The organism is Variovorax saccharolyticus (assembly GCF_030316765.1).
Taxonomy (GTDB): Bacteria; Pseudomonadota; Gammaproteobacteria; order Burkholderiales; family Burkholderiaceae_C; genus Variovorax; species Variovorax saccharolyticus.
The window spans coordinates 29,076-48,799 of the sequence record NZ_JASZYT010000016.1 but is presented as its reverse complement, the minus strand read 5'-3'; the positions used below and the strand labels follow the sequence as shown (position 1 = coordinate 48,799).

The window sequence follows — 19,724 nt, the reverse complement described above, 5'->3', positions numbered from 1 at the left end:
CCTTGACTGAATGTGGAAGCTTATTCCTTATCACGGCGGAACGCCATTGCCCCCGGGGGCGCCGCGCCCGAGGGGGTCCAAGCCTAGACGGCACAGAAGGAAGCAGAGAGTTGGGTGGACGGTGACCCCGCAAAGGCAGCATTCAAGCAGACCCGACGTAGCCCGTGCTCCAGCGAGCGGCCGTTCCTGGCCGGGATTGCCTGTTCGCCAATCTCGCCGATAGCAGCCCTGCGCCGACCGCGCGAACATGCGAAGGTCAGCTACCAAGCGCGGCCGAGAACTGGCACTCGCGGCATGCCGAGTCATTCACGACTGGCCGCTTGCCGACGGTTGCGCCAAGTCGCTGTTGGTATCGCTACGTTCGGGGGGGAAGGCCATCGCGATCACTTCGTCCGCGCTGAGCTGGCAACCCTCACGCCGAAGCCGACTGAGCGCCTCGGTGTCGAGAGCTTTCTTGATGATGGCGAGGGCTTCTTCGTAGCAGCGCACTGGCACTGGAGCTAAGCCTTTGAGGTCGGACCCCAAGCGGTTGTCGATGTAACCTATCGTCTTCGCTGCTTCGACGAATCGTTCCTGACACGCGAGCAGATGCGCGATGTAGCAAAATGCCCAGGCACCCGGACCTATCGCGTGCATGATCATGGTCGTCGCGGTCCGCAACGAGGTCTCAGCCGCTTCGAAATCGCCGAGACCAACGAGTGCCAAACTGCGCCGAGAGAGCAGATGTGCGCGGAGGGAGGAGCTTTCAATTGCCCTTGGCCGGGCAAGAAGCTCGTCGCATCGATGCAATGCGGAAGAAAAGTCGCCCGCCGCCAAGTCGTAAAGTGGCAGCACGCCTTCGCACCAGTCCCTGAAATAGATGTCTTCTCGACGATGACTCTGCAGGACAGCGTTAACGAGTTTTCGTGCCTCCTCCGGCCTGCGCTCAATGTGGTATTCGTAGAATGCCTTGCACCAGGCGGTAGCAAATTGCGTCCACAACGGCCAAGCCGGGTCAAGCAGCGCCTCCATCTCGGTCAGCACTCTTTCCGCCGCAACACGGTCGGCGAGATGTGCGAATGAGAGCGCGGTTGGTGTTAATGACCTGAACACCCAGAATCGATCGCCCAAGCCGCGAAAGAGCTCGGCGGCCCTGAGTCCTGCCTCGGCCTGGCGCTTCGTGTCGGTCCACAGTCCCAGGTCCGCGACGGCGAACCAAAAACGCGCTGCCAGTCGAGTCGGCGTTGCTTCGTCCAGCCAGGGTTCGATGGTTCGGTACAAGCGTGCACCTTCGTCGTTGAAGCCGTGAGCATCCCAGAGTCTGTCGGTGGCAGCGGCGATCGCCACGGCGATCTGGCGATCTCCACTGCACCCCATCGCCCAAGCTGAGGCCGCGCGGACGTTGTCAAGATCGGGCGCGATGCGGCGCATCCGCGCCAGCGGCTCCTCGAAGGGATCATCACCGGTCAAGGTGTCGGCGATCGCCTGTGCATGCCGGCTGCAGATCGCTTCGAGCGATCCTGCCGCGGCCAGCCGCTCCAGCGCAAAAGCCCGGCTGCTCTCGAGCATTCGATAGCGCTTTGTCTCCCCGCCCTCCACCAGCACCAGCGACTTGTCCACCAGGGAGGCCAGGTGATCGAGCACCGCCCAGGTATCTATCGCTTCGTCGGCCGCCACCTGCTGCGCGGCCTCGAGTGAAAACGTGCCAATGAACACGCCGAGCCGATCGAACACCGTCCGCTCCGCCGCCGTGAGCAGCCCGTGGCTCCACTGCAGCGCCGCCCGCAGTGTCTGATGCCGTGGCGGCGCCGTGCGGCTGCCCGCCGCCAAAAGCTTCAACCGCTCGTCCAGCCGCTGACGCACTCCGCGCACGCCCAGCAGCGACACCCGCGCCGCGGCCAGCTCGATCGCGAGTGCCATGCCATCGAGCCGCCGGCAGATCTCGACCACGTCGTCCAGGTTCTCGGCGTCCACGGCGAAGCCTGAATCAACGGCCTGGGCGCGCGCGACAAACAGCTGTACCGCGCCGTAGCTGAGCGCCACACGTACGCCCGCGCTCGGGGGCACCGCCAGCGCATTGAGGCGACTGATCTGCTCTTGAGCGATGTGCAGCGGTTCCTGGCTCGTGACGAGCATGCGCACGCCCGGGGCGCCCGAAACGACCTGCGCGGCCAGCTCGGCCACCGCCTCAAGCAGGTGCTCGCAGTTGTCCAGCACGAGCAGGAGTCGCTGGTCCCTGAGCACCTGCACCAGGGACGCAAGCGCCGTCTCCTTCAGCGCGATGGGGTGCCCGAGCACCCGCGCCACCGTGGGCACGACCAACTGCCCATCTGCCAGGGGAGCCAACTCCACGATCCAGGCGCCGTCGGCATAGCTGCTGCGCGCGGCGTGGGCCACCGCCTGCGCCGCCCGGGTCTTGCCGATACCTCCAGGGCCTACCACGCTCACCACGCGATGAAGCTCCAACAGCCGGACCAGTGCAGCAATGTCCTCTGCGCGTCCATACAGGGGCGGCAGATGCGCCGGCAGATTGCCCAAGGCCTGTGCCGGCGTGGGTTCTGGGTGAGGCGCTGCCCCCGCTGTTTCTGAATGCGGCGCCACCGCCCTTTCGATGGGGAGTCCAAACGCATGCAGCGGCGGCCCGATGTTGCGCACCGCATGCTGGCCCTGGTCCACGAAGCGGTGCACGGTCCACTCACCCAATGTGGTGCGCACGGAGTCCGAGACCGAAATGCCGCCCTCGAGTGCCAGCGCCTGAAGACGCGCCGCCACGTTCACCCCGTGGCCGTAGACCGAGCCGTCGGGCTTCTCAATGATGTCGCCTAGGTGGACGCCGATGCGAAAACGCAGGCGCGCGGCCTCGAGTGGGCCCGCATATGCAAGCTGTCGCTGCACAGCCATGGCCGCATCCACTGCACCGGCAGCGGTCTCAAACACTGCCAGCACCGAGTCTCCGGCCGTGTCGACGATGCGCCCGCCATGTTCGGCGACGCGCTCGCGAAAGACCTGGCGCGCCGCATCGAGCTCGGCCACGGTCGCACGCTCGTCCTGCGCCATCCGACGCGAATACCCCGACGCGTCGGCGCAGAGGATCGCCATCAACCTATGCCGCAAGCCCGAATCGTTCACGAGACACCCCCGCCCGTATGCGGAGCAGCATCGTAGTCTTCGCGCAGGGCCGTGTCACTCATGCAAGGCGCGCCGCCCGCCGGCCGCGCCCGGGCTGGCAACGAGGCCAGCACGCACCGCGCCGGGTTTGGCCACTGTCGCAACTATTCGGGCACTTGGTTCGGCTTGTCCGCACCTGCGAAGACGCCGCAGGCCGTCCGCGCAGGGCATCGAGGGCACCGGCGATCTGCAACCCAAATTCGCTCGCCAGCCCGCGCTCGCCACCAACAACGAGCGCATCGCCATCGGCCGCGACTGCCCAAGACGATTGGCGAACGCTTCGCGCGCCGAGGTGCCTACGAACTGGCGCAGGCGATGGAGAATGCAAGGCTGCCATTCGCCCCGAATCGCAGGCCCCAAGACCTGTATGACGACGAGCACCTGCGGGCCACCGGCGACATTGCGGACATGCGCGTGTCCGATGGTCCGCGAGCCGATGAAACTGTCGAGACCGTGCTATTTCCGATCACGCTCGAACGTCAACGCCTCGGTGTACGCTTGAGTTCTCCGAGGCTGGGGGAGCACACCGCCGAACCTGCTCGAACAACTGGGCTACGGCCATGACGAATTGGAGGGTATGCGGTCCCGAAATGTGGTGGTTGAGCCACGCGCGTAACCCCAAGATCCATGGAGACAACCAATGATCTCAACGCAAAGCTTCTCACGTCGCTCGATCCTGGCCGCCTCGGCGGCAACGATCGCGGCGGGTGCCTGGCCCCTCACGGTAAGTGCGCAGTCGGGCACTGTGCGCTTTATCCTGCCGAACGCGACCGGTTCCGGCGTCGACGCCACCACACGCGCTGCCCAGCCGGCATTGTCGAAGGCGTTGAACGCGGCCGTGGTGGTCGAGAATCAGCCCGGTGCAGGCGGCGTAGTGGGTCTGCAGGCACTGGCGCGTTCGGCTCCCGATGGCAACACGTTGTCCATCGTGTCCAGCAACGTGGTCATCCTTCCGAGTGTGTTGAAGTCGGTGCCCTTCGACATGCCGGGCGATTTCACGCCCATTGCAGTAATCGGCGCGACGCCAATGGTGTTGGTGGTCAATCCAGCCAAGGTGTCGGCGACAAACAGCAAGGAGTTGATCGCGCTGCTCAAGAGCAAGCCGGGTGCCCTGAACTTCGCGTCCGGCGGCAACGGCACGATCCTGCATCTGGCGACCGAACTCTTCCTCGAGCAAGCCGGCGTTACTGCCAAGCACATTCCCTATAAGGGCGTTGGCCCAATGGTCACGGACCTGATCGGCGGACAGGTCGAGTTCGGCACCGCTGCATTGCCGAGTGTCCAGTCGCACATCAAGAGCGGCGCGCTTCGCGCTATCGGCACACTCGGGGCCCAGCGCACTCCCGCCGCGCCGGAGATACCGACTTTCGTCGAGCAAGGGTTGTCCAATCTCGTGGTGGACGCCTGGCTCGCGGTGATCGGACCCAAAGGCATGTCGGCGGATAACGTCAAGAAGGCGCACGACGCAGTGGCGGCGGCGTTTTCGGATCCGGCGGTCATGGACGCCATGGCCAAGCAGGGGACCACCATCCGCATCGGCACGTCCGCACAAGCCCAGTCTGAATTCAAGAGCGAGTTGGCAAAATATGCAAGCTTGGTAAAAAAGGCGGGGATCGAGCCGCAGTAGGCTCGCGCGCCGCCAGGATCTGCCTTCAAGGACAACTCCCAAACTTTGCGGGCGCTGACGTCACGAATTCGAAGGGCGGCAGGCCCAGACTCCCACTTCGGTTTCCTAGATTGCAGCTATTCGGTCTGCGACGACACGATCGCCCGGGGGCAAGCAGACGGACTATGTCTGCAATACCTTGGGTCTAGCCATCGATACCGCGGCTCCTTGGCACAAGGAGGACAGGAAACGGGCTGGCAGGGTGGCTGAGAATTGCTGCCCGCCACTGGGCCAGTGCGCACGCGCTTCGCAGTGATCGCGTCCTGGCTTACAACTTCAAGCGGGTGATTAGCGTATTGGGTATCGCCAAAACGATGAAGGCGATGCAATTGGTGGGCCCCTGAGCCCTGCTTGACTCTAGTTGCGCGCCCGATGGCGCTCAAACGCCTTCAAACAGGCCTACTCTGGCGAATCGGTGCACTGGATGAGCGGACGCAGCGAGCCACTGAAGCAGTCGTCGATTTGTTGATTCGCGTACGTTTTTACACAGCCTCGGCCCACAGCAGACTTCGAACGATCGCGATTCGGCGCCGAAAAGCGTACGTCCAGCCGCGCTCCGGACCTATTTAACGCGTTCAATATCTGGCAGCCGCCACTGCTTCTCAAAAAAAGCCTTGGTTGGCGCACCGGGAAAGGTGAGCTACGCCTCCTACAGCGCCGGCACCATGTCGCATGTGATGGGGCTTCACTTGAACAAGGCCGCCGGCATCGACATGAAGCACGTCGGATACAAGGGCTCCCCTCCGGCGCTCGCCGACGTCGTGGGTGGACACGTGCCGCTCATGTTCGACGGGATCCCCACTTCGCTTCCGATGATCAAGGCCGGCAGAGTCGTGCCCTATGCCGTGAGCCTCCCGCATCGGTCGCCGCTGCTGCCCAACGTGCCAACCTTCAACGAGTTGGGCTATCCGCAGAACGAGGCGATGGTATGGATCGGCCTCTGGGTGACGCCCAACGCCCCCCCGGCGGCGCAAGAGCGGGTGCGCGCAGCCGCGTTGAAGGCCATGGGGCAGCCGGCGATACGCGAGCGACTGAAGGAGTTGGGCATGGATTCGGGCCAGCCGCGCACGTCGGAGGAGTTGGCGACCTCGCTGGCCGCCGACTACGAGCGCATCGGGGCGGTCCTGAAGTCGATCGACTTCAAGCCTGAATAGTCTCCGGGCGCGGCCCCCGGGATCGAAGAATCAAACGCGCGACAGCTTGTCGGCGCGACGGTCTCGCGTTGTTCCAAAGATGGAGAGCATCCCTTGCCATGTTGACCGACCTTGCCTTCATGAAGGCCAAGGTCGCCACGGAGCGCTTCTACGCCGAGCACATCTTGAACAAGGCGCCGGGCCTGCGCGACAGCATCGTCGAGGGCCCCGACAGCGTCACCGCCCTTGCGCTCGAATCGTTCTGAAACCAGATCCCATTCATCGAATCCTGGAGACTCCACTTACAAGCTGCCGCCCGTGCTCGCCAATCTTCCGCTGCCCATCATCGGCTCGCCCCTGTTCATCATGAGCAACCCCAAGCTGGTGATCGCCCAGTGCAAGGCGGGTGTCGTGGGCTCGATGCCCGCGCTCAATGCGCGTCCGGCCGCGCAGCTCGAGGAATGGCTGACCGAGATCACCGAGGAACTGGCCGCCTACAACAAGGCCAATCCCGACAAGCCCGCGGCACCCTTCGTCATCAACCAGATCATGCACAAGAGCAATGACCGGCTCGAGCACGACATGGCGATGGTCGTGAAGTACAAGGTGCCGATCGTCATCACCTCGCTCGGCGCGCGCACCGACGTCAACGATGCGGTCCACAGCTACGGCGGCGTGACCCTGTACGACATCATCAACAACAGCTTCGCGAAGAAGGCGATCGAGAAGGGCGCCGACGGCCTGATCGAGGTCGCTGCGGGAGCGGGCGGCCATGCCGGCGTGAAGAGCCCGTTTGCCCTGATCCAGGAATTCCGGCAGTGGTTCGACGGCCCGGTCGCACTGTCGGGCTCGATCGCCACCGGCGACGCCGTGCTCGCCGCGCAGGCCATGGGCGCCGATTTCGCCTACATCGGCACCGCCTTCATCGCCACCGAGGAGGCCCGCGCGAGCGACGAGTACAAGCAGGCGATCGTCGCCGGCAGCTCCGACGACATCGTCTATTCGAACCTGTTCACCGGCGTGCACGGCAACAACCTCGCGCTCAGCATCGTACCTGCCGGCATGGACCCGGCCAACCTGCCCGAAGGCGACCTCAAGACCATGAACTTCGGCGGCGGCGAGGGCAGCAAGGCCGAGGCCTGGAAGGACATCTGGGTTCCGGCCAAGGCATCGGCGTCGTGACCCGAGTCGCGACCGCGGCGGCCTTCGTCCGCAATCTCGAGCGTGAGTACAAGCCGGCGCGCCAACGGCTAGCGCTTCAGCGCTGCGCATCAACTGCACCTGAAAGCCACAGCTGACCGAGCGATCCGCACCTTGGACCGACGCAATGGCCACTGTCACGACGACGATCAACGATGTAGCATTGGTGGCCGGTAGCAGCATGAGCGCGTAAGCAGTGGCCTCAAGGAGAACATCCGATGAGTACCGAAGCGACAGAGAAGCACCGCCTTGACGAGGCGCACGCGAATCGCGCAGCCTGGATGAAGTGGCAGTATCCCTGCGAGCTGCAATGGGATTGCGAGGACTACAGCGACAACGGCGAGACCTGGAACTACCTTCCCCTCCATCGGGTCCGCTTGCGCGCCTGCCGCGCCTGCCGCGCCGGCGAAGACGGCTTGGCCGGCATCAGCGACGATCAACAGACGCGACGTTCGCCCTGGCGCTGTGGCGCGGCCGCCGGCCCGCGTACGGCACGACACCGAAGTTCCGGGACGACCAGCACTGGCGCGACCTGCTGCACTACCTCGAATACTTCGACGGCAACAGGGGTGGGCATCGGCGCCAACCACCACGCCGGCGGGACCTGCTGCGTGGCGCGCGTCATCCAGTTCAACGCGGTGTCGACCAGGGACTTGCTGCGCATGCGGAGCGCCGAGGCTGCCGCGGCGCGGGCGTTGCACGGCACGGAGCGGAACTCCGCAATGCCGCGAGGAAAGCAAAGACGATCAAACCCCGTCTGATTCCACGCGGGATGTTCGAGCCTGAGAGAGGAAGACCATGCAGAGTTACTACACCCACAGGAATCTGCCGGAACCTGCCATCCCGGCGCCGCCCACGTATGCCTTGCTCAAAGGCCAGACTGCGCTCGTCACGGGGGCGAATTCCGGCATCGGCCGCGCCATCGCTGTCTCGCTCGGCCGGGCGGGTGCCGACGTGATCGTCAACTACGTCGTCAACCCGGAGGACGCCGAGGCGGTGGCTGAGGCGATTCGCAGCGACGGGCGGCGCGCGATCGCCGTGCACGCCGACGTGGCTGATGAAGCACAGGTGCAAGCCATGTTCTCCGTGGCAGTGCGCGAGTTCGGCACCGTCGACATCCTGGTCAGCAACGCGGGCATGGAGCGCAACGCGCCATTCCACGAGATGACCCTCGGGCAGTGGGACGCGGTGATCAACGTCAACCTGCGCGGCGCCTTCCTTTGTGCGCGCGAGGCGGTGCGCGAGTTCCTTCGCCGTGGCGTGCGCGAGGGTATTTCGGTGGCGGCCGGCAAAATTATCTTCACCAGTTCGGTCCACGAGGTCATCCCCTGGGCCGGCCACGTCAACTACGCCGCCTCCAAGGGCGGCCTGATGCTGCTGATGAAGAGCCTCGCGCAGGAAGTCGCGGAGAAGCGAATCCGCGTCAATTCCATCGCGCCGGGCGCCATCCGAACGCCGATCAACCACGCCGCCTGGTCTACGCCGGAAGCATATGCCGAGCTCATGAAACTGGTGCCCTACAAGCGCATCGGGGAGATCGAGGAGATCGGGCGCGCGGCGGTCTGGCTCGCGTCGGACTTCACCGACTACATCGTCGGCACAACGCTGTTCATCGATGGCGGCATGACCCTCTACCCCGGATTCGAGACTGGAGGGTGATCGCAATGACGAGGTCGGCGCAGCTGCGCGCGCGGATTTTTTGCATTGTCGGCGACAAGCGCTTGGCTGCGCTTTCGGCGAAGGCACGCAAAGCGCATGGCCTTCATGCTGTCGCATGCCACGCCAGGATTTGCCAAGACGCGCTGTCGACCCCGTCTGGCCGGACGAGGGAGACACGCCGACCTATCAGCCGGGGAAGAATGACCTTCGTTGTCAGTGGCGTGCCATGGTGACTCGAGACCCCGCCTTACTGACCAGCGCCAGCCCGTCGAAGCGCAAGCTGATGCGCGTGGCGCGCATCGTAGCAGTAGCGGCCGGCGTGTTTGTGCTGCTACTGGTCATCGCATCCGTGGCGCTCCGTCTAGCCTACCCGCCCGAGCGCGTGGCAGCATTGGTCGCTGAGCATGTGAGCAAAGTGACAGGGCGCACGTTTCGCATCGCGGGCCCGTCGTCGATGCGGTTGTGCCCCAACATCGCGGTCGAAGTGAACGACATCTCTCTGAGCAACGCGGACTGGGGCTCGTCGAAGGACCTGCTGCGCGCTCGACGGGTGGCGTTCGAGCTGTCCTTGCCGGCGCTGCTGCACCGCAAGATCGAAGTTCTTCGAATCGATGTGAAGGGCATCGAATTGGCCCTCGAAGCCGATGGAAAGGGCCGCTTGAACTGGCAGCTAGCAGGCGAGCAGAAGCAAGGCGAAAGCAGCGCGTTCGTTCCGGCGCCCGATGGCCTTAGCGTGGCGGACGCACAGGTGAGCTACCGCGATGCGAGGAGCGGGGCTTCGCATCAGGTCAGCGTCGCGTCGTTGGAGCTCAAACGCCATGAACTCGGAAACCATGTCGCGGCGAACCTTGCGTTCGTAGGGAAAACCTGGAAACTCGACGGGGACATTGGTGCCGTCGCCACCCTGCTTGCCGGCACTGGCAAGTGGCCCGTGAGCTTCCATTTCGACACAGAAGGCGCAGCGGGCTCGGTGCAGGGGGAGGTCGGCATAGGCCCGAGTGCCGGGACCATCGAGGCAAGAGTCACCGCCAAGCTCGAGTCGGCCGAGGCATTGGAACCGTTCGTTGCCGGCGCGCAGAAGCTGCCGATGCCGGTGGATCTGGAGGCGACAGTGTTCTACGGGAAGAAGGTGTTTCGCGCGGAGTCGCTGACCGCGACGATCGCAGGCCAGCAAGTCACCGGACACGTGAGCGCGAGCACCGAGTCTTCACCGATGAAGCTTCAGGTAATGCTGACGGCGCCGGTGATCGACGCGAGCCGATGGCTAGCGAACGCAACTCCGAACGCGAAGGCCAAATCACGGACCGGGGAGCATCGCCAGTTGTTCGACGATACAGCGCTGCCCCTGCCGGCCTTGCCCGACATCGACGCGGACATCCAGGTGAAGGTTCAGCGTCTGGTGGTTCCAGGCATGCCAACCTTGTCTGCGCTCGACGCTCGCATCGTTTCAGGCCCTGGTGTGCTTTCTGCCGCGCCGTTGAACTTCTCGGTACTCGGCGGTGATGTGCGCGGGCGGCTGGACATGCGTGTGCGCTCCGGCGCCGAGCAGAAACTCGACGCGCAGCTGAACGCGAGATCGCTCTCTGTCGAAGCTGCGGACGCCTTGCGTGGTCAGGCGAAGCGGTTCAACGGCGGTCGCGTGAATGCCGAACTCAAGTTGACGATGTCCGGTCGGACGCCACGCGGGCTGGCGGCGTCATCGACCGGCAGCGTGTTGGTGTCAGTGAGCGACGTGGCCTTGGCTGGCACGGCGTCTACCCTCGATCAAGACATCGTGTCACGCCTCCTCGATGCGCTGATCCCTCGGTCATCGCCGCGCGACGATCTCATCATTCGGTGTGCTGTCGTGCGTCTGCCTCTGCGCAGCGGCGTGGCGCAGATTGACCGATCGATAGCGATCGAGACGCAACAGATCGGCGTTTCGGCCAGCGGGAAAGTCGATCTGGCAAAGCAGGTTCTGACGCTGGCCTTCGTGCCGCGAGTGAAGAAGGGGCTAAATCTGAACGTGAGCAATTTGGTTCAGATGCTGCAGCTTTCCGGGCCGCTTGAAAGCCCGCAGCTGACCATCAGCCCCATGGGCGCAGCACGCGAAGCGGCGACCCTCGCCGCGGCAGGCGCGACCGGTGGCCTGACGCTGCTCGCTCCGGCTCTTCGAGGTGACGCGAACCAGGCGTCCGCATGCGAACAAGCGGCACGCGGCGTGCCTGCCGGCAGCAAGATCGAGGCACCCGCCGGCCGGCTCGTCAAGCGTCAGCCGATTCGGGATCGCTTGAATAGATGACCACGGCGTGGCCTGCCGCGAAATGTAGACTGTGCTCTATAGAACTTGCGGGTCATGCCAGTCAACACATGGGGTAGAGAGCTGGTTCGCCTCCCGGCCGAGCCTGTGTCGTGACGTCGATCCTTGAGGGGCGCCTACATGCGGCGAGCCGGTATTCCCACCCTTCATCGTACTGAAGAAAGCCGACTAGGCCATCTGACTCAACTGCCGTCTACCGGCCGACCAACATCACTTTGCGGCCATTCTGCGGCTGCACCGGTCGTGCATTCATCTTGAAGACCCTTCTGAATGCAGCCAACTGTGCGGCAGAAAGCTCGATAGGGATCGTCATCACCTTCCAACGGACCTCCTCGCTGCACGGCCTGATCGCCAGCGAACCTATGAATGCGTAGAAGGCACGGTTAGCTGGCAGCAGCACGGTCAAGTCGAAGGCAGGGTCGACATCAACAACTGACCGGTGACAGCGGGCCCCGTGCGCGACTCGGCGACTTCAGGTCGCACGTCTACGCCATCGGGCCCCAGGTTGGCTACTTCCTCCCAGTGGGCAGAAAGAAGTGGTACCTCAATCTTAAATCCTACTAAGAGTTCGAGGCTCGGAACCGACCTAAAGGATGGAACGCCTGGGTCACCCTGGCAATCCCGCTTGGCGGGCAACAGAACCAACTGCTGCAGCGAGTGGTGTGAAGCTGGGACAACTCGATTGGCCGGTCGAAAGGGGAAAGCTGTGGAGATCAGACACACCCATTCCATCATCATCGCCGCGGCGCTCTCTTGCGCGCTCGAGTGCCGACGTTGATTCGGCACAGCGTGAATCACCGAGCGTCACCGGTTCAGACGAGCCGCTACATGGACGAGCGCATCCCGGAGGCGAAGAACTTGGAGTTGCGGGGCATCGACCATCCTCCGTACCTGTCCGACTGCAATGCAACTATCGGCGCGACGGAGGAGTTCCTGACCGGCATGCGCCACTACTATGTCGATGACCGTTTGATTGCCACCCTGATGTTCACGGACATTGTTGGCGCCACCGAAGCCGCGGCGCGCATGGGCGACCGACGTTGGCGCGAGGTGCTGGCGCGCCACCACGACGCAGTTCGGCACGAGCTCCGGCAGTTTCGCGGCCGCGAGATCGATACAACAGGCGACGCCTTCTTCGCCGCGTTCGACGGTCCAGCGCGTGCCGTGCGATGTGCCTGTGCGATCGGTGAGGCGCTGCGACCGCTTGGTCTTGAAATGCGCGCTGGGGTGCACACCGGAGAATGCGAATTGATGGGCGATAAGGTTGGAGTCATTGCGGTGCACGTTGGGGCTCGCATTGCTGCCAGGGCTGCTGCCGGGGAAGTGATCGTCTCGCGCATGGTGAAGGATCTTGTCTCAGGCTAGGGCATATCGTTCAATGACCGCGAGCAGCAGCACCCAATGGAATTCCGGGAACATGGCGACTGTTCGCTGTTGCGCATTGACTGGTCGTCGTGGGACGCCGGACGTTGAAGAAATCGATAAGCGCGCGATGCCTGCCCTGGCGCGGCCAACCGATTCATAGGCGAGCTGGTATACCTCTTCGCATTTGACCGATCGCCATCTTGTCCCGAGAACAACGCTCAACGAAAGCTTCTGATGAAATTTTCACTGACCACTCGCGGAGCGAGCCTTGCAAGTTGCATCCTAAGCCTGTTGAACGCGCAGGCCATCGGCGCAGCAGAGTCGAACCCTATCCCGACAGATTCCGCATGGGAACTCACTCTATCGCCCTATGCGTACCACTTCCACAGCGACCCGCTGCACAAGCCCGTATGGCTGATAGGACTGGAACGACATCGCGCCGACGGCTGGTTGTGGGGCGGCGCCTATTTCAGCAATTCCTTTGGGCAGAAGTCGGGCACCGTCTACGTCGGCTATGTGTGGAACAACCTGTTCGACGTGCCCAGACTCTATGCCAAGCTGGTGGGCGGCATTATGTACGGCTATGTGGCGCCCTACGAGGACAAGGTTCCGTTCAATCACAATGGGTATTCGCCTATCGTCGGGCCGGCCCTCGGATACCGATTGACGCCCAAAGACGCGCTGCAGGTCTCTTTGCTGGGAACGGCCGGCCTGATGTTCTCCTACAACCGCCGATTTTGATGGCCGAACGACGCGACCAAGGAATTGCACTCCTCATTGAGGGCTGGGCTGCATCTCCTCCGGCGAGGCGGGATCCTCGCATGAGGTCCTGATCGCGCACCTTGCAAACGAGGTTCGCTTCGATGGCGCATGCGACATCGCCTGTTCGATGCCCGCCAGCTCGGCTTCGACAAGTACGGTAAGGCGGAGGTCGGGGAGAAAGTGGGTCACAGCGACCAGCAGGAGTTGAAGGACAAGCGGTTGGACGCCAAGGTGTTCCGCCGGGCCGGAGAGGGGCGCTAGCGCGGCGGGCTGCCTCAGCGCCATGGCAGGGGATGCACAAGCCTGCCGGTTCTAGAGAACCTTACGAGGGCGCGATGGCCAACTGGCGCCGGCTCAAAACGGCCACAAGCGGAAGTACGCGAAAGTCGGCTTTCGGGGCGCGATATTGGCGAACTCCAAGGCTGCGGGTGACTGCGAAGAATTTTCGGGATCGGCCTATCGTCGCTACTGTATTCCGTCAAACGATCATTCCGCCGTTTGGGCTGATCGTCTGACCGACCAGATAGTGCTCGTCGGACGCGAGATAGACGGCCAGCGATGCATACTCCTCCGGCCTGCCAAGGCGTCCGAGCGGGATCAGTTGATGCACGCCGGCCCGGGCTTCCTCGGATAAGGTCGCCAGGAAATGCTCCATCGGCGGGGTCAGGACGCCGCCGGCAGCGATGGCATTGACGAAGATGTTGGCCCCGGCGACTTCGATCGCGACAGATCGCGTGAACGCAAGCACTGCGCCCTTGGTCGCGCAATACGCAGGGTGGAAGGCGCTGAATCCGCCGATGCCGGCAATCGAGGCGACGTTGATGATCTTGCCGCACTTCCTCGGCTCCATGATGCGCAACGCCTCGCGGGTGCAATAAAAAGCGCCGTGCACATTGACGCCCCAGTACCTGTGCCACTCCTCGTCGGTGAAATCCTTGGTCACGCTCAGTGACTCCTTGGCCACAGGCGTCGTCATCATCCGGAAGAACTTCGAACGCATCTGCTCGTTGCGCTCGCCTGCCTGCACCAGGGCGGCGTTGTTCGCCAGGATGTCGAGTGTGCCAAAGGTCGAGACGATCTCTTTGAAGAGACCGGCGACGCTCTCAACCGACGAGACATCGCACTGCACGCCCAGGCAGTGGGCGCCCGTTGCCTCGATCTCGGCTTGTGCTCCGGGCAGCGTCTTGGCATTCACGTCAGCAATGACAATGTCAGCGCCTTCTTTCGCCATGGCGAGTGCAATGGCCTTGCCCAAGCCTTGGGCGCCACCCGTGATCAGTGCAACCTTGCCTTTCAGCTTCATGTTCAACTCCTCGAACGTTGGTGTCTCGTTCAGGTCAGCCAATGCAACAACGCAAGTGCCAGCACGACAAGGAAGACCGTCTCGCCGATCATCAGCAGCACCGGCTTGAGGCCGACGGTGACCAGATCCTTCAACTGCGTCTTCATGCCGATGCCGGCAATGGCAGCCACCAGGCACCAGCGCGAGAAATCGCTGCCGCCCTTGGCGACGAAGCTGGGCAGCCACCCGGTGCTGTTGATTGCCACCAGGAGCGCGAAGGCGATGACAAAGCCCGGCAGCAACGGGGGGCGCGGGCCACCGGACTCACCGGCTTGGCGACGTGAGAGCACGACCGCGAATACGATGACCGGCAACAGCATGGCGACGCGCATCAGCTTGACCAGGGTGGCCACGTCGCCCGTCTGCTGCGACATGCTGTAGCCGGCCCCGACGACCTGTGCCACGTCGTGGATCGTCGCGCCCAGGAACGTCCCGGCCGCACGAGGGTCCAGCCCTGCCGCCTGCGCGATCATCGGATAGACGATCATCGCCAGCGTCGACAACGCCGACACGCCGACGACGGTGAACAGGGTCGCGCGCTCCTTCAGTGGGTGGTTCGGCAGCGCTGCGGCCAGTGCCATCGCCGCAGAAGCGCCACAGATCGCGGTAGCCCCGCCGCTGAGGAGGCCAAACAGGGTCTGAAACCCCATCAGGCGCGCCGCCAGCATCGACAACAGGATCGTCGCCCCGACGCAAATCACGACGATCGCCACTGGCTGCCATCCGAGCTCGACGACCTGGCCGACGGTGATCCGCAGGCCGAGCAGCGCGACGCCGATGCGCAGCAGCGTCCGACCCGCGAATTCGATGCCCGGCTTGCAGGCGCCCTCGCCGGAGAGGAAGTTCATCGCAATGCCCAGGAGCAGCGCGAACAACATCACCGGCGCACCATAGTGCTCTGAGAGGAAGGTAGAGGCCGCAGCGACCACGCCGCAGGCCAGCACGCCTGGAAACAGCAGGCGCACCTGCCCTGGAACCGCGCCGATCGTGAGTGCGGTGGTCATGGCATCAGGCCGTGGGCAGCTTGTGGTCCTTGAACTGCTCGCGCAGGCGGTGCTTGAGCATCTTGCCGGTCGCGCCGAGCGGGATCGTCTCACTGAAGACCACGTCGTCGGGCGTCCACCACTTCGCGATCTTGCCGTCGTAGAAGGCCAGCAGTTCCTCGCGCGTCACCTCGACACCCGGCTTCTTCACCACCACCAGCAGCGGGCGCTCGTCCCACTTGGGATGGAACGCGGAAATGCAGGCGGCCATGCCCACTGCAGGGTGTGCCATCGCGATGTTCTCCAGGTCGATCGAGCCGATCCACTCGCCGCCGGACTTGATGACGTCCTTGGCGCGGTCGGTGATCTGCATGAAGCCATAGGCGTCGATGACGGCGACGTCACCGGTCGGGAACCAGCCGTCCACCAGCGGGTTGCCGCCGGCACCCTTGAAGTAGCTCGCGACGATCCAGGGGCCGCGCACCAGCAGCTCGCCCGAGGTCTTGCCGTCCCAGGGCAGCTCGTCGCCGTCGGCATCGACGATTTTGAGGTCCACGCCAAACACGGCGCGACCTTGCTTGGACTGGACGGCGAGCCGTTCTTCACTGCCCAGCGCCAGGTGCGCCGGTTTGAGCGTGCAGACGGTGCCCAGCGGGCTCACCTCGGTCATGCCCCAGGCGTGTAGCACCTGCACATCATGACGTTCCTGGAAGGCGCGCATCATGGCCGGCGGACAAGCCGAGCCGCCGATCACGGTGCGGCGCATGGTGCTGAACGCCAGGTCGTGGGACTCGACGTGCGCCAGCAGGCCCTGCCAGACGGTGGGGACGCCGGCCGACATCGTGACGCCCTCGGTCTCGAACAGTTCGTACAGGCTCTTACCGTCCAGGTACGGGCCCGGGTAGACGAGCTTGGCGCCGACCGCGCAACCGACATAGGGCAGGCCCCAGGCGTTGACGTGGAACATCGGCACCACGGGCAAGATGGAGTCGCGCGCCGAGCAGTTCAGCGCATCGGGCAGCGCGGCGGCGTAGGTGTGTAGCAAGGTCGAGCGATGGCTGTACAGCACGCCCTTCGGGTCGCCGGTGGTGCCCGAGGTGTAGCAAAGCGAACTGGCGCTGTTCTCGTCGAAGGTCGGCCACTCGAAACGATCGGTCGCGTCGGCCAGCAATTCCTCGTAGCACAGGAGGCCGGGTATCTTTGTCGAGGCGGGCATGTGGGCGCGGTCGGTCATCGCGACGAAGGCCTTGATCGTCTTCACACGCGGAGCGATCGATTCGATGATCGGCAGGAAGGTCAGGTCGAAGAACAGCACCTGGTCTTCGGCGTGGTCGGCGATCCACACCACCTGGTCGGGGTGCAGGCGGGGATTGAGCGTGTGCAGCACTGCGCCCGAGCCGGAGACACCGTAGTACAGCTCCATGTGGCGGTACCCGTTCCACGCCACCGTGGCGACGCGGTCTCCGAACTTGATGCCGCGCTGCGCCAGTGCGTTGGCCACGCGGCGCGCGCGGGAGGCCAGTGCGCGGTAAGTGGTGCGATGAATATCGCCCTCGACGCGACGGGACACGATTTCCTGTTCGCCGTGGTGGCGTTCAGCGTGCGTTAACAGGGTGGAGATCAGCAGCGGTTGCTGCATCATCTGTCCGTTCATGATGGGTGCTCCTTGATTCGTAGTCATTCAGGCTGGAAGCCGATGGCCTTCAGGTTGGCGGCGTGCCTGTCGGACGCCGCGCGCAGCGACTTCGACAGCTCGTCGGGCGTCAGCGGCTGGCCGATGTCCTGACCCTGTTCCCTGAAGCGCTCGATAACCTTCGGCTGTTGGAGCACCTTCAGCGTGGCCTCGCGGACCTTTGCTTGCACATCGGCCGGCACGTCGGGCGTGGTCCACAGGCCCATCCATGCGATGTCGCCGATCTTCGGATAGCCGAGTTCCGCGAAGGTCGGCACGTCGGGCAGTGCAGCCAGCCGCTTTGGTGTGCCGACGGCGAAGGCCTTCAGCTTGCCGGCTTTGATCAGAGGAACGGAAGTCGCCGGGCCGTCGAACATCAGCGCCACATGGCCACCCATCACGTCCTGGAGCGCCGGTGGCGAGCCCTTGTAGCCAACATGCGTCATGTCCAGGCCGGCCAGCTTGTTTAACTCTTGCCCCATGGTGTGCGACATCGTGCCGCTGCTGTACGAGGCGTAGCTCACATTGCCGGGGTGGGCCTTCACATAGGCGATGACTTCCTTCAGGGTCGATGCCGGCAACGACGGCGTGCCGACGAGCAGCAGGCCGGTTTGGGTGAGCTGGGCCAAAGGCTTGATGTCCTTGAACATGTCAAGGCGGGCCTTCACGACATGCGGGACCTCGGTGACCAGGCCGTTGACGCCGACCATGAAGGTGTAGCCGTCGTGCGGAGATTGCAGCAGGTCCTGGGTGCCGATGGCGCCCATGGCCCCGGCCTTGTTGTCGACGATGACAGACTGACCGAGCAGTGGCGTCAGCCCTTCGGCCAATGTGCGCGCGACGATGTCGGCGGTGCCGCCGGCTGGCGCGCCGACGACCAAACGGATCGGCTTGCTGGGCCAGGTCTGGGCCAGCGCATTGGGTGCCATGGCCAGCAGGGAAGCGACCGTCAGAGCACCGAGCATGATGCGGCGCAGGGGTTTCGTGAGCTGTTGCATTCGTGTCTCCGGAAATTGAAATGTGGTGTGCGTGTCGTTGGGCTGGTGTCAGTTGACTGCGCCGCCGAGGTCGACCTCGACGCGGCCGGCATGTATCCGGACCGGGTACGTGCGGACCGCGAGCCCGCCGCCTGCGCCGTGGATGCAGCCGCTTGCAAGGTCGAACCGCAAGCCGTGTGCGGGGCATTGGATCGTGGTGCCTTTGAGCGCACCTCTGGCGAGCGACGCACCGGCGTGCGGGCAACTGTCCGCAATCGCATGCACGGCGTCCTCGATGCGAAAGAGGGCAATCTCGTGGCCGTCGAGGCGGGCAAAGCAACGGCCGCGCTCTGTCAGATCGTGCTCTGCGAGCAGGTCGGTCCACGCTTGGGCGGTCGACATTGCTGGTTCCTCAGGCGGCCATGCGCATCGGTACGCCGCGCTGGCCCTGCGCGCGGTTCGGTGCGAATCCGATACGCGCCAGCGTCTCTTCCGTGCTTCGGTAGGTCTCGCCGATCCGGTAGATGCTGCGCGCCTCGTCTCCACTGGCGATGTCACGGTTCAGAACCCGCGCGATGGCCACCATGGCCTCGATCTGCTGGACCGAGGTCATGCGCTCGCCGGTCGGCCCGAACAGCGTGTCCTCGATGCCCACGCGTACGTGCATGCCCATCGCAATCGCCATCGTGTTGAGCGGGATCACGTTGCGGTTGAGGGTCTCGATCGTCAGCGTCGCGCCATCAGGCGTGCGGCGCACGAACTCCATCATGTCGGCGGGATTTACGCCGGCCGCACCGCCGCCGATCGCCACGTAGTTCAGGATCAGCGGGCCCATGTACACGCCGCGCCGAATGAGTCGCTCCACCGTCTCGAGTTGACTGAGATGGGCGAGCATGAAGTGCGGCTGGATGCCGTTGGCCACCAGGCGGCGCAGGTGCTCTTCGTGCCAGGAGGGGTTCGAGGGCACGATCATGTCGCGGTACGCAGCTTGCAGAGCCGGATTGGCGAGGGACGTGCCGGCCACGTCGGCCTCGGTCATCAACTCCATGATGTTCATCTGGGAGGTGTTGATGGCGACGGTCACCTGGTCGGGGCGCGGGGTCAGCTCGGTGAGCATGTGGCGCGTGTCGTCGTTCATCCACTTGGCGGCTTGGCCGTCATCCTCGGGGGCGAAGGAGATCGAGCCGCCCACCTGCAGGATCATCTTGGGCACGGCTTCGCGCAGCCGCGCCAGCATCTCGTTGAACTTGGACAGACGCTTGCTGCCCTTGCCGTCTTCTTCACGCACGTGCACGTGCAGTACGGTGGCGCCGGCGTTCCAGCAATCGACCGCCTTCTGAATCTGATCGTCCATCGACACGGCAATGTCGTCGGAGTCGCTGGCGTCCCATTGGGGGCCGTAGGGCGCGACCTGGATGACGAGGGGCTGCTGGTTCTCGGGGAGGAGGGAGTCGTCGAAGAATTGCATGATGTGGGTCCTTGGGGTTCAGAAGGGGTGGGTTGCTGCAGGAGGATTGTT

Annotated in this window: 17 protein-coding genes and 3 pseudogenes; 12 read left to right on the top strand and 8 right to left on the bottom strand. The window is 64.2% G+C overall.

Annotated elements, in window-relative coordinates; translation table 11 throughout:
- Nucleotides 1–306: 306 nt before the first annotated feature.
- Entirely contained in the window at nt 307–3,078 is a 2,772-nt protein-coding gene (locus QTI45_RS32690; RefSeq protein ID WP_286373191.1) for an adenylate/guanylate cyclase domain-containing protein, read from the bottom strand.
- A 90-nt stretch (nt 3,079–3,168) separates the two neighbouring features.
- Between QTI45_RS32690 and QTI45_RS35445 the strand changes: the two genes are divergently transcribed.
- The 8 genes and pseudogenes from QTI45_RS35445 (at nt 3,169) to QTI45_RS32655 (ending at nt 11,086) form a co-directional block, all read left to right on the top strand.
- Nucleotides 3,169–3,711 carry a CoA transferase gene (locus QTI45_RS35445; RefSeq protein WP_353621369.1) on the top strand — a complete coding sequence of 181 codons (543 nt, stop codon included), beginning with the start codon at nt 3,169–3,171 and terminating at the stop codon, nt 3,709–3,711.
- Between the two features lie 76 nt (nt 3,712–3,787).
- Nucleotides 3,788–4,774 (top strand): Bug family tripartite tricarboxylate transporter substrate binding protein, encoded by a 987-nt coding sequence (locus QTI45_RS32685; protein ID WP_286373190.1) that lies wholly within the window; start codon nt 3,788–3,790, stop codon nt 4,772–4,774.
- 674 nt (nt 4,775–5,448) lie between these two features.
- Nucleotides 5,449–5,967 (top strand): Bug family tripartite tricarboxylate transporter substrate binding protein, encoded by a 519-nt coding sequence (locus QTI45_RS32680; protein WP_286657314.1) that lies wholly within the window; start codon nt 5,449–5,451, stop codon nt 5,965–5,967.
- A 107-nt stretch (nt 5,968–6,074) separates the two neighbouring features.
- Nucleotides 6,075–6,212 (top strand): annotated as a pseudogene (locus QTI45_RS32675) (acyl-CoA dehydrogenase C-terminal domain-containing protein); the annotation flags it as partial.
- A 43-nt stretch (nt 6,213–6,255) separates the two neighbouring features.
- Nucleotides 6,256–7,244, top strand: a pseudogene (locus QTI45_RS32670) (NAD(P)H-dependent flavin oxidoreductase).
- 120 nt (nt 7,245–7,364) lie between these two features.
- Entirely contained in the window at nt 7,365–7,907 is a 543-nt protein-coding gene (locus QTI45_RS32665) for a hypothetical protein (RefSeq protein WP_286657313.1), read from the top strand.
- A 37-nt stretch (nt 7,908–7,944) separates the two neighbouring features.
- Nucleotides 7,945–8,805, top strand: coding sequence for an SDR family oxidoreductase (locus QTI45_RS32660; protein ID WP_286373186.1), 861 nt, complete (start codon nt 7,945–7,947; stop codon nt 8,803–8,805).
- A gap of 226 nt (nt 8,806–9,031) precedes the next feature.
- Nucleotides 9,032–11,086, top strand: a complete 2,055-nt coding sequence (locus tag QTI45_RS32655) for an AsmA family protein (protein ID WP_286657312.1) — start codon at nt 9,032–9,034, stop codon at nt 11,084–11,086.
- Between the two features lie 211 nt (nt 11,087–11,297).
- Here the strand turns inward: QTI45_RS32655 and QTI45_RS32650 are convergent.
- Nucleotides 11,298–11,516 (bottom strand): annotated as a pseudogene (locus QTI45_RS32650) (carbonic anhydrase family protein); the annotation flags it as partial.
- On the opposite strand from QTI45_RS32650, the gene QTI45_RS35440 reads away from it, so the two are divergent.
- The 4 genes from QTI45_RS35440 to QTI45_RS32635 all read left to right on the top strand — a co-directional run bounded on the left by QTI45_RS35440 (nt 11,492) and on the right by QTI45_RS32635 (nt 13,492).
- Nucleotides 11,492–11,668, top strand: coding sequence for a transporter (locus QTI45_RS35440; RefSeq protein WP_353621368.1), 177 nt, complete (start codon nt 11,492–11,494; stop codon nt 11,666–11,668). The pseudogene QTI45_RS32650 and the gene QTI45_RS35440 overlap by 25 nt on opposite strands.
- 264 nt (nt 11,669–11,932) lie before the next feature.
- Nucleotides 11,933–12,469: an adenylate/guanylate cyclase domain-containing protein gene (locus QTI45_RS32645; protein ID WP_286373184.1), complete on the top strand. Its 537-nt coding sequence runs from the start codon at nt 11,933–11,935 to the stop codon at nt 12,467–12,469.
- A 234-nt stretch (nt 12,470–12,703) separates the two neighbouring features.
- The gene (locus tag QTI45_RS32640; protein WP_286373183.1) at nt 12,704–13,210 is read left to right on the top strand and encodes a hypothetical protein; all 507 of its coding nucleotides are present in this window, start codon (nt 12,704–12,706) and stop codon (nt 13,208–13,210) included.
- A 129-nt stretch (nt 13,211–13,339) separates the two neighbouring features.
- Nucleotides 13,340–13,492, top strand: a complete 153-nt coding sequence (locus QTI45_RS32635; RefSeq protein ID WP_286373182.1) for a hypothetical protein — start codon at nt 13,340–13,342, stop codon at nt 13,490–13,492.
- A gap of 217 nt (nt 13,493–13,709) precedes the next feature.
- Here QTI45_RS32635 and QTI45_RS32630 read toward each other — a convergent pair whose 3' ends face one another.
- From QTI45_RS32630 to QTI45_RS32605, 6 genes are all read right to left on the bottom strand, one after another.
- The gene (locus tag QTI45_RS32630; RefSeq protein WP_286657311.1) at nt 13,710–14,534 is read right to left on the bottom strand and encodes an SDR family NAD(P)-dependent oxidoreductase; all 825 of its coding nucleotides are present in this window, start codon (nt 14,532–14,534) and stop codon (nt 13,710–13,712) included.
- A 29-nt stretch (nt 14,535–14,563) separates the two neighbouring features.
- On the bottom strand, nt 14,564–15,577 hold the full coding sequence (locus QTI45_RS32625) for a YeiH family protein (protein WP_286657310.1): 1,014 nt from the start codon (nt 15,575–15,577) through the stop codon (nt 14,564–14,566).
- A gap of 4 nt (nt 15,578–15,581) precedes the next feature.
- Entirely contained in the window at nt 15,582–17,210 is a 1,629-nt protein-coding gene (locus QTI45_RS32620; protein WP_286373179.1) for a 3-(methylthio)propionyl-CoA ligase, read from the bottom strand.
- 23 nt (nt 17,211–17,233) lie between these two features.
- Entirely contained in the window at nt 17,234–18,157 is a 924-nt protein-coding gene (locus QTI45_RS32615; protein ID WP_286657309.1) for a Bug family tripartite tricarboxylate transporter substrate binding protein, read from the bottom strand.
- A 117-nt stretch (nt 18,158–18,274) separates the two neighbouring features.
- Complete coding sequence (locus QTI45_RS32610; protein ID WP_286373177.1) at nt 18,275–18,607, bottom strand: Rieske (2Fe-2S) protein; 333 nt, start codon at nt 18,605–18,607, stop codon at nt 18,275–18,277.
- 10 nt (nt 18,608–18,617) lie between these two features.
- Nucleotides 18,618–19,673 (bottom strand): beta-keto acid cleavage family enzyme, encoded by a 1,056-nt coding sequence (locus QTI45_RS32605; protein WP_286373176.1) that lies wholly within the window; start codon nt 19,671–19,673, stop codon nt 18,618–18,620.
- Between the last annotated feature and the right edge of the window lie 51 nt (nt 19,674–19,724).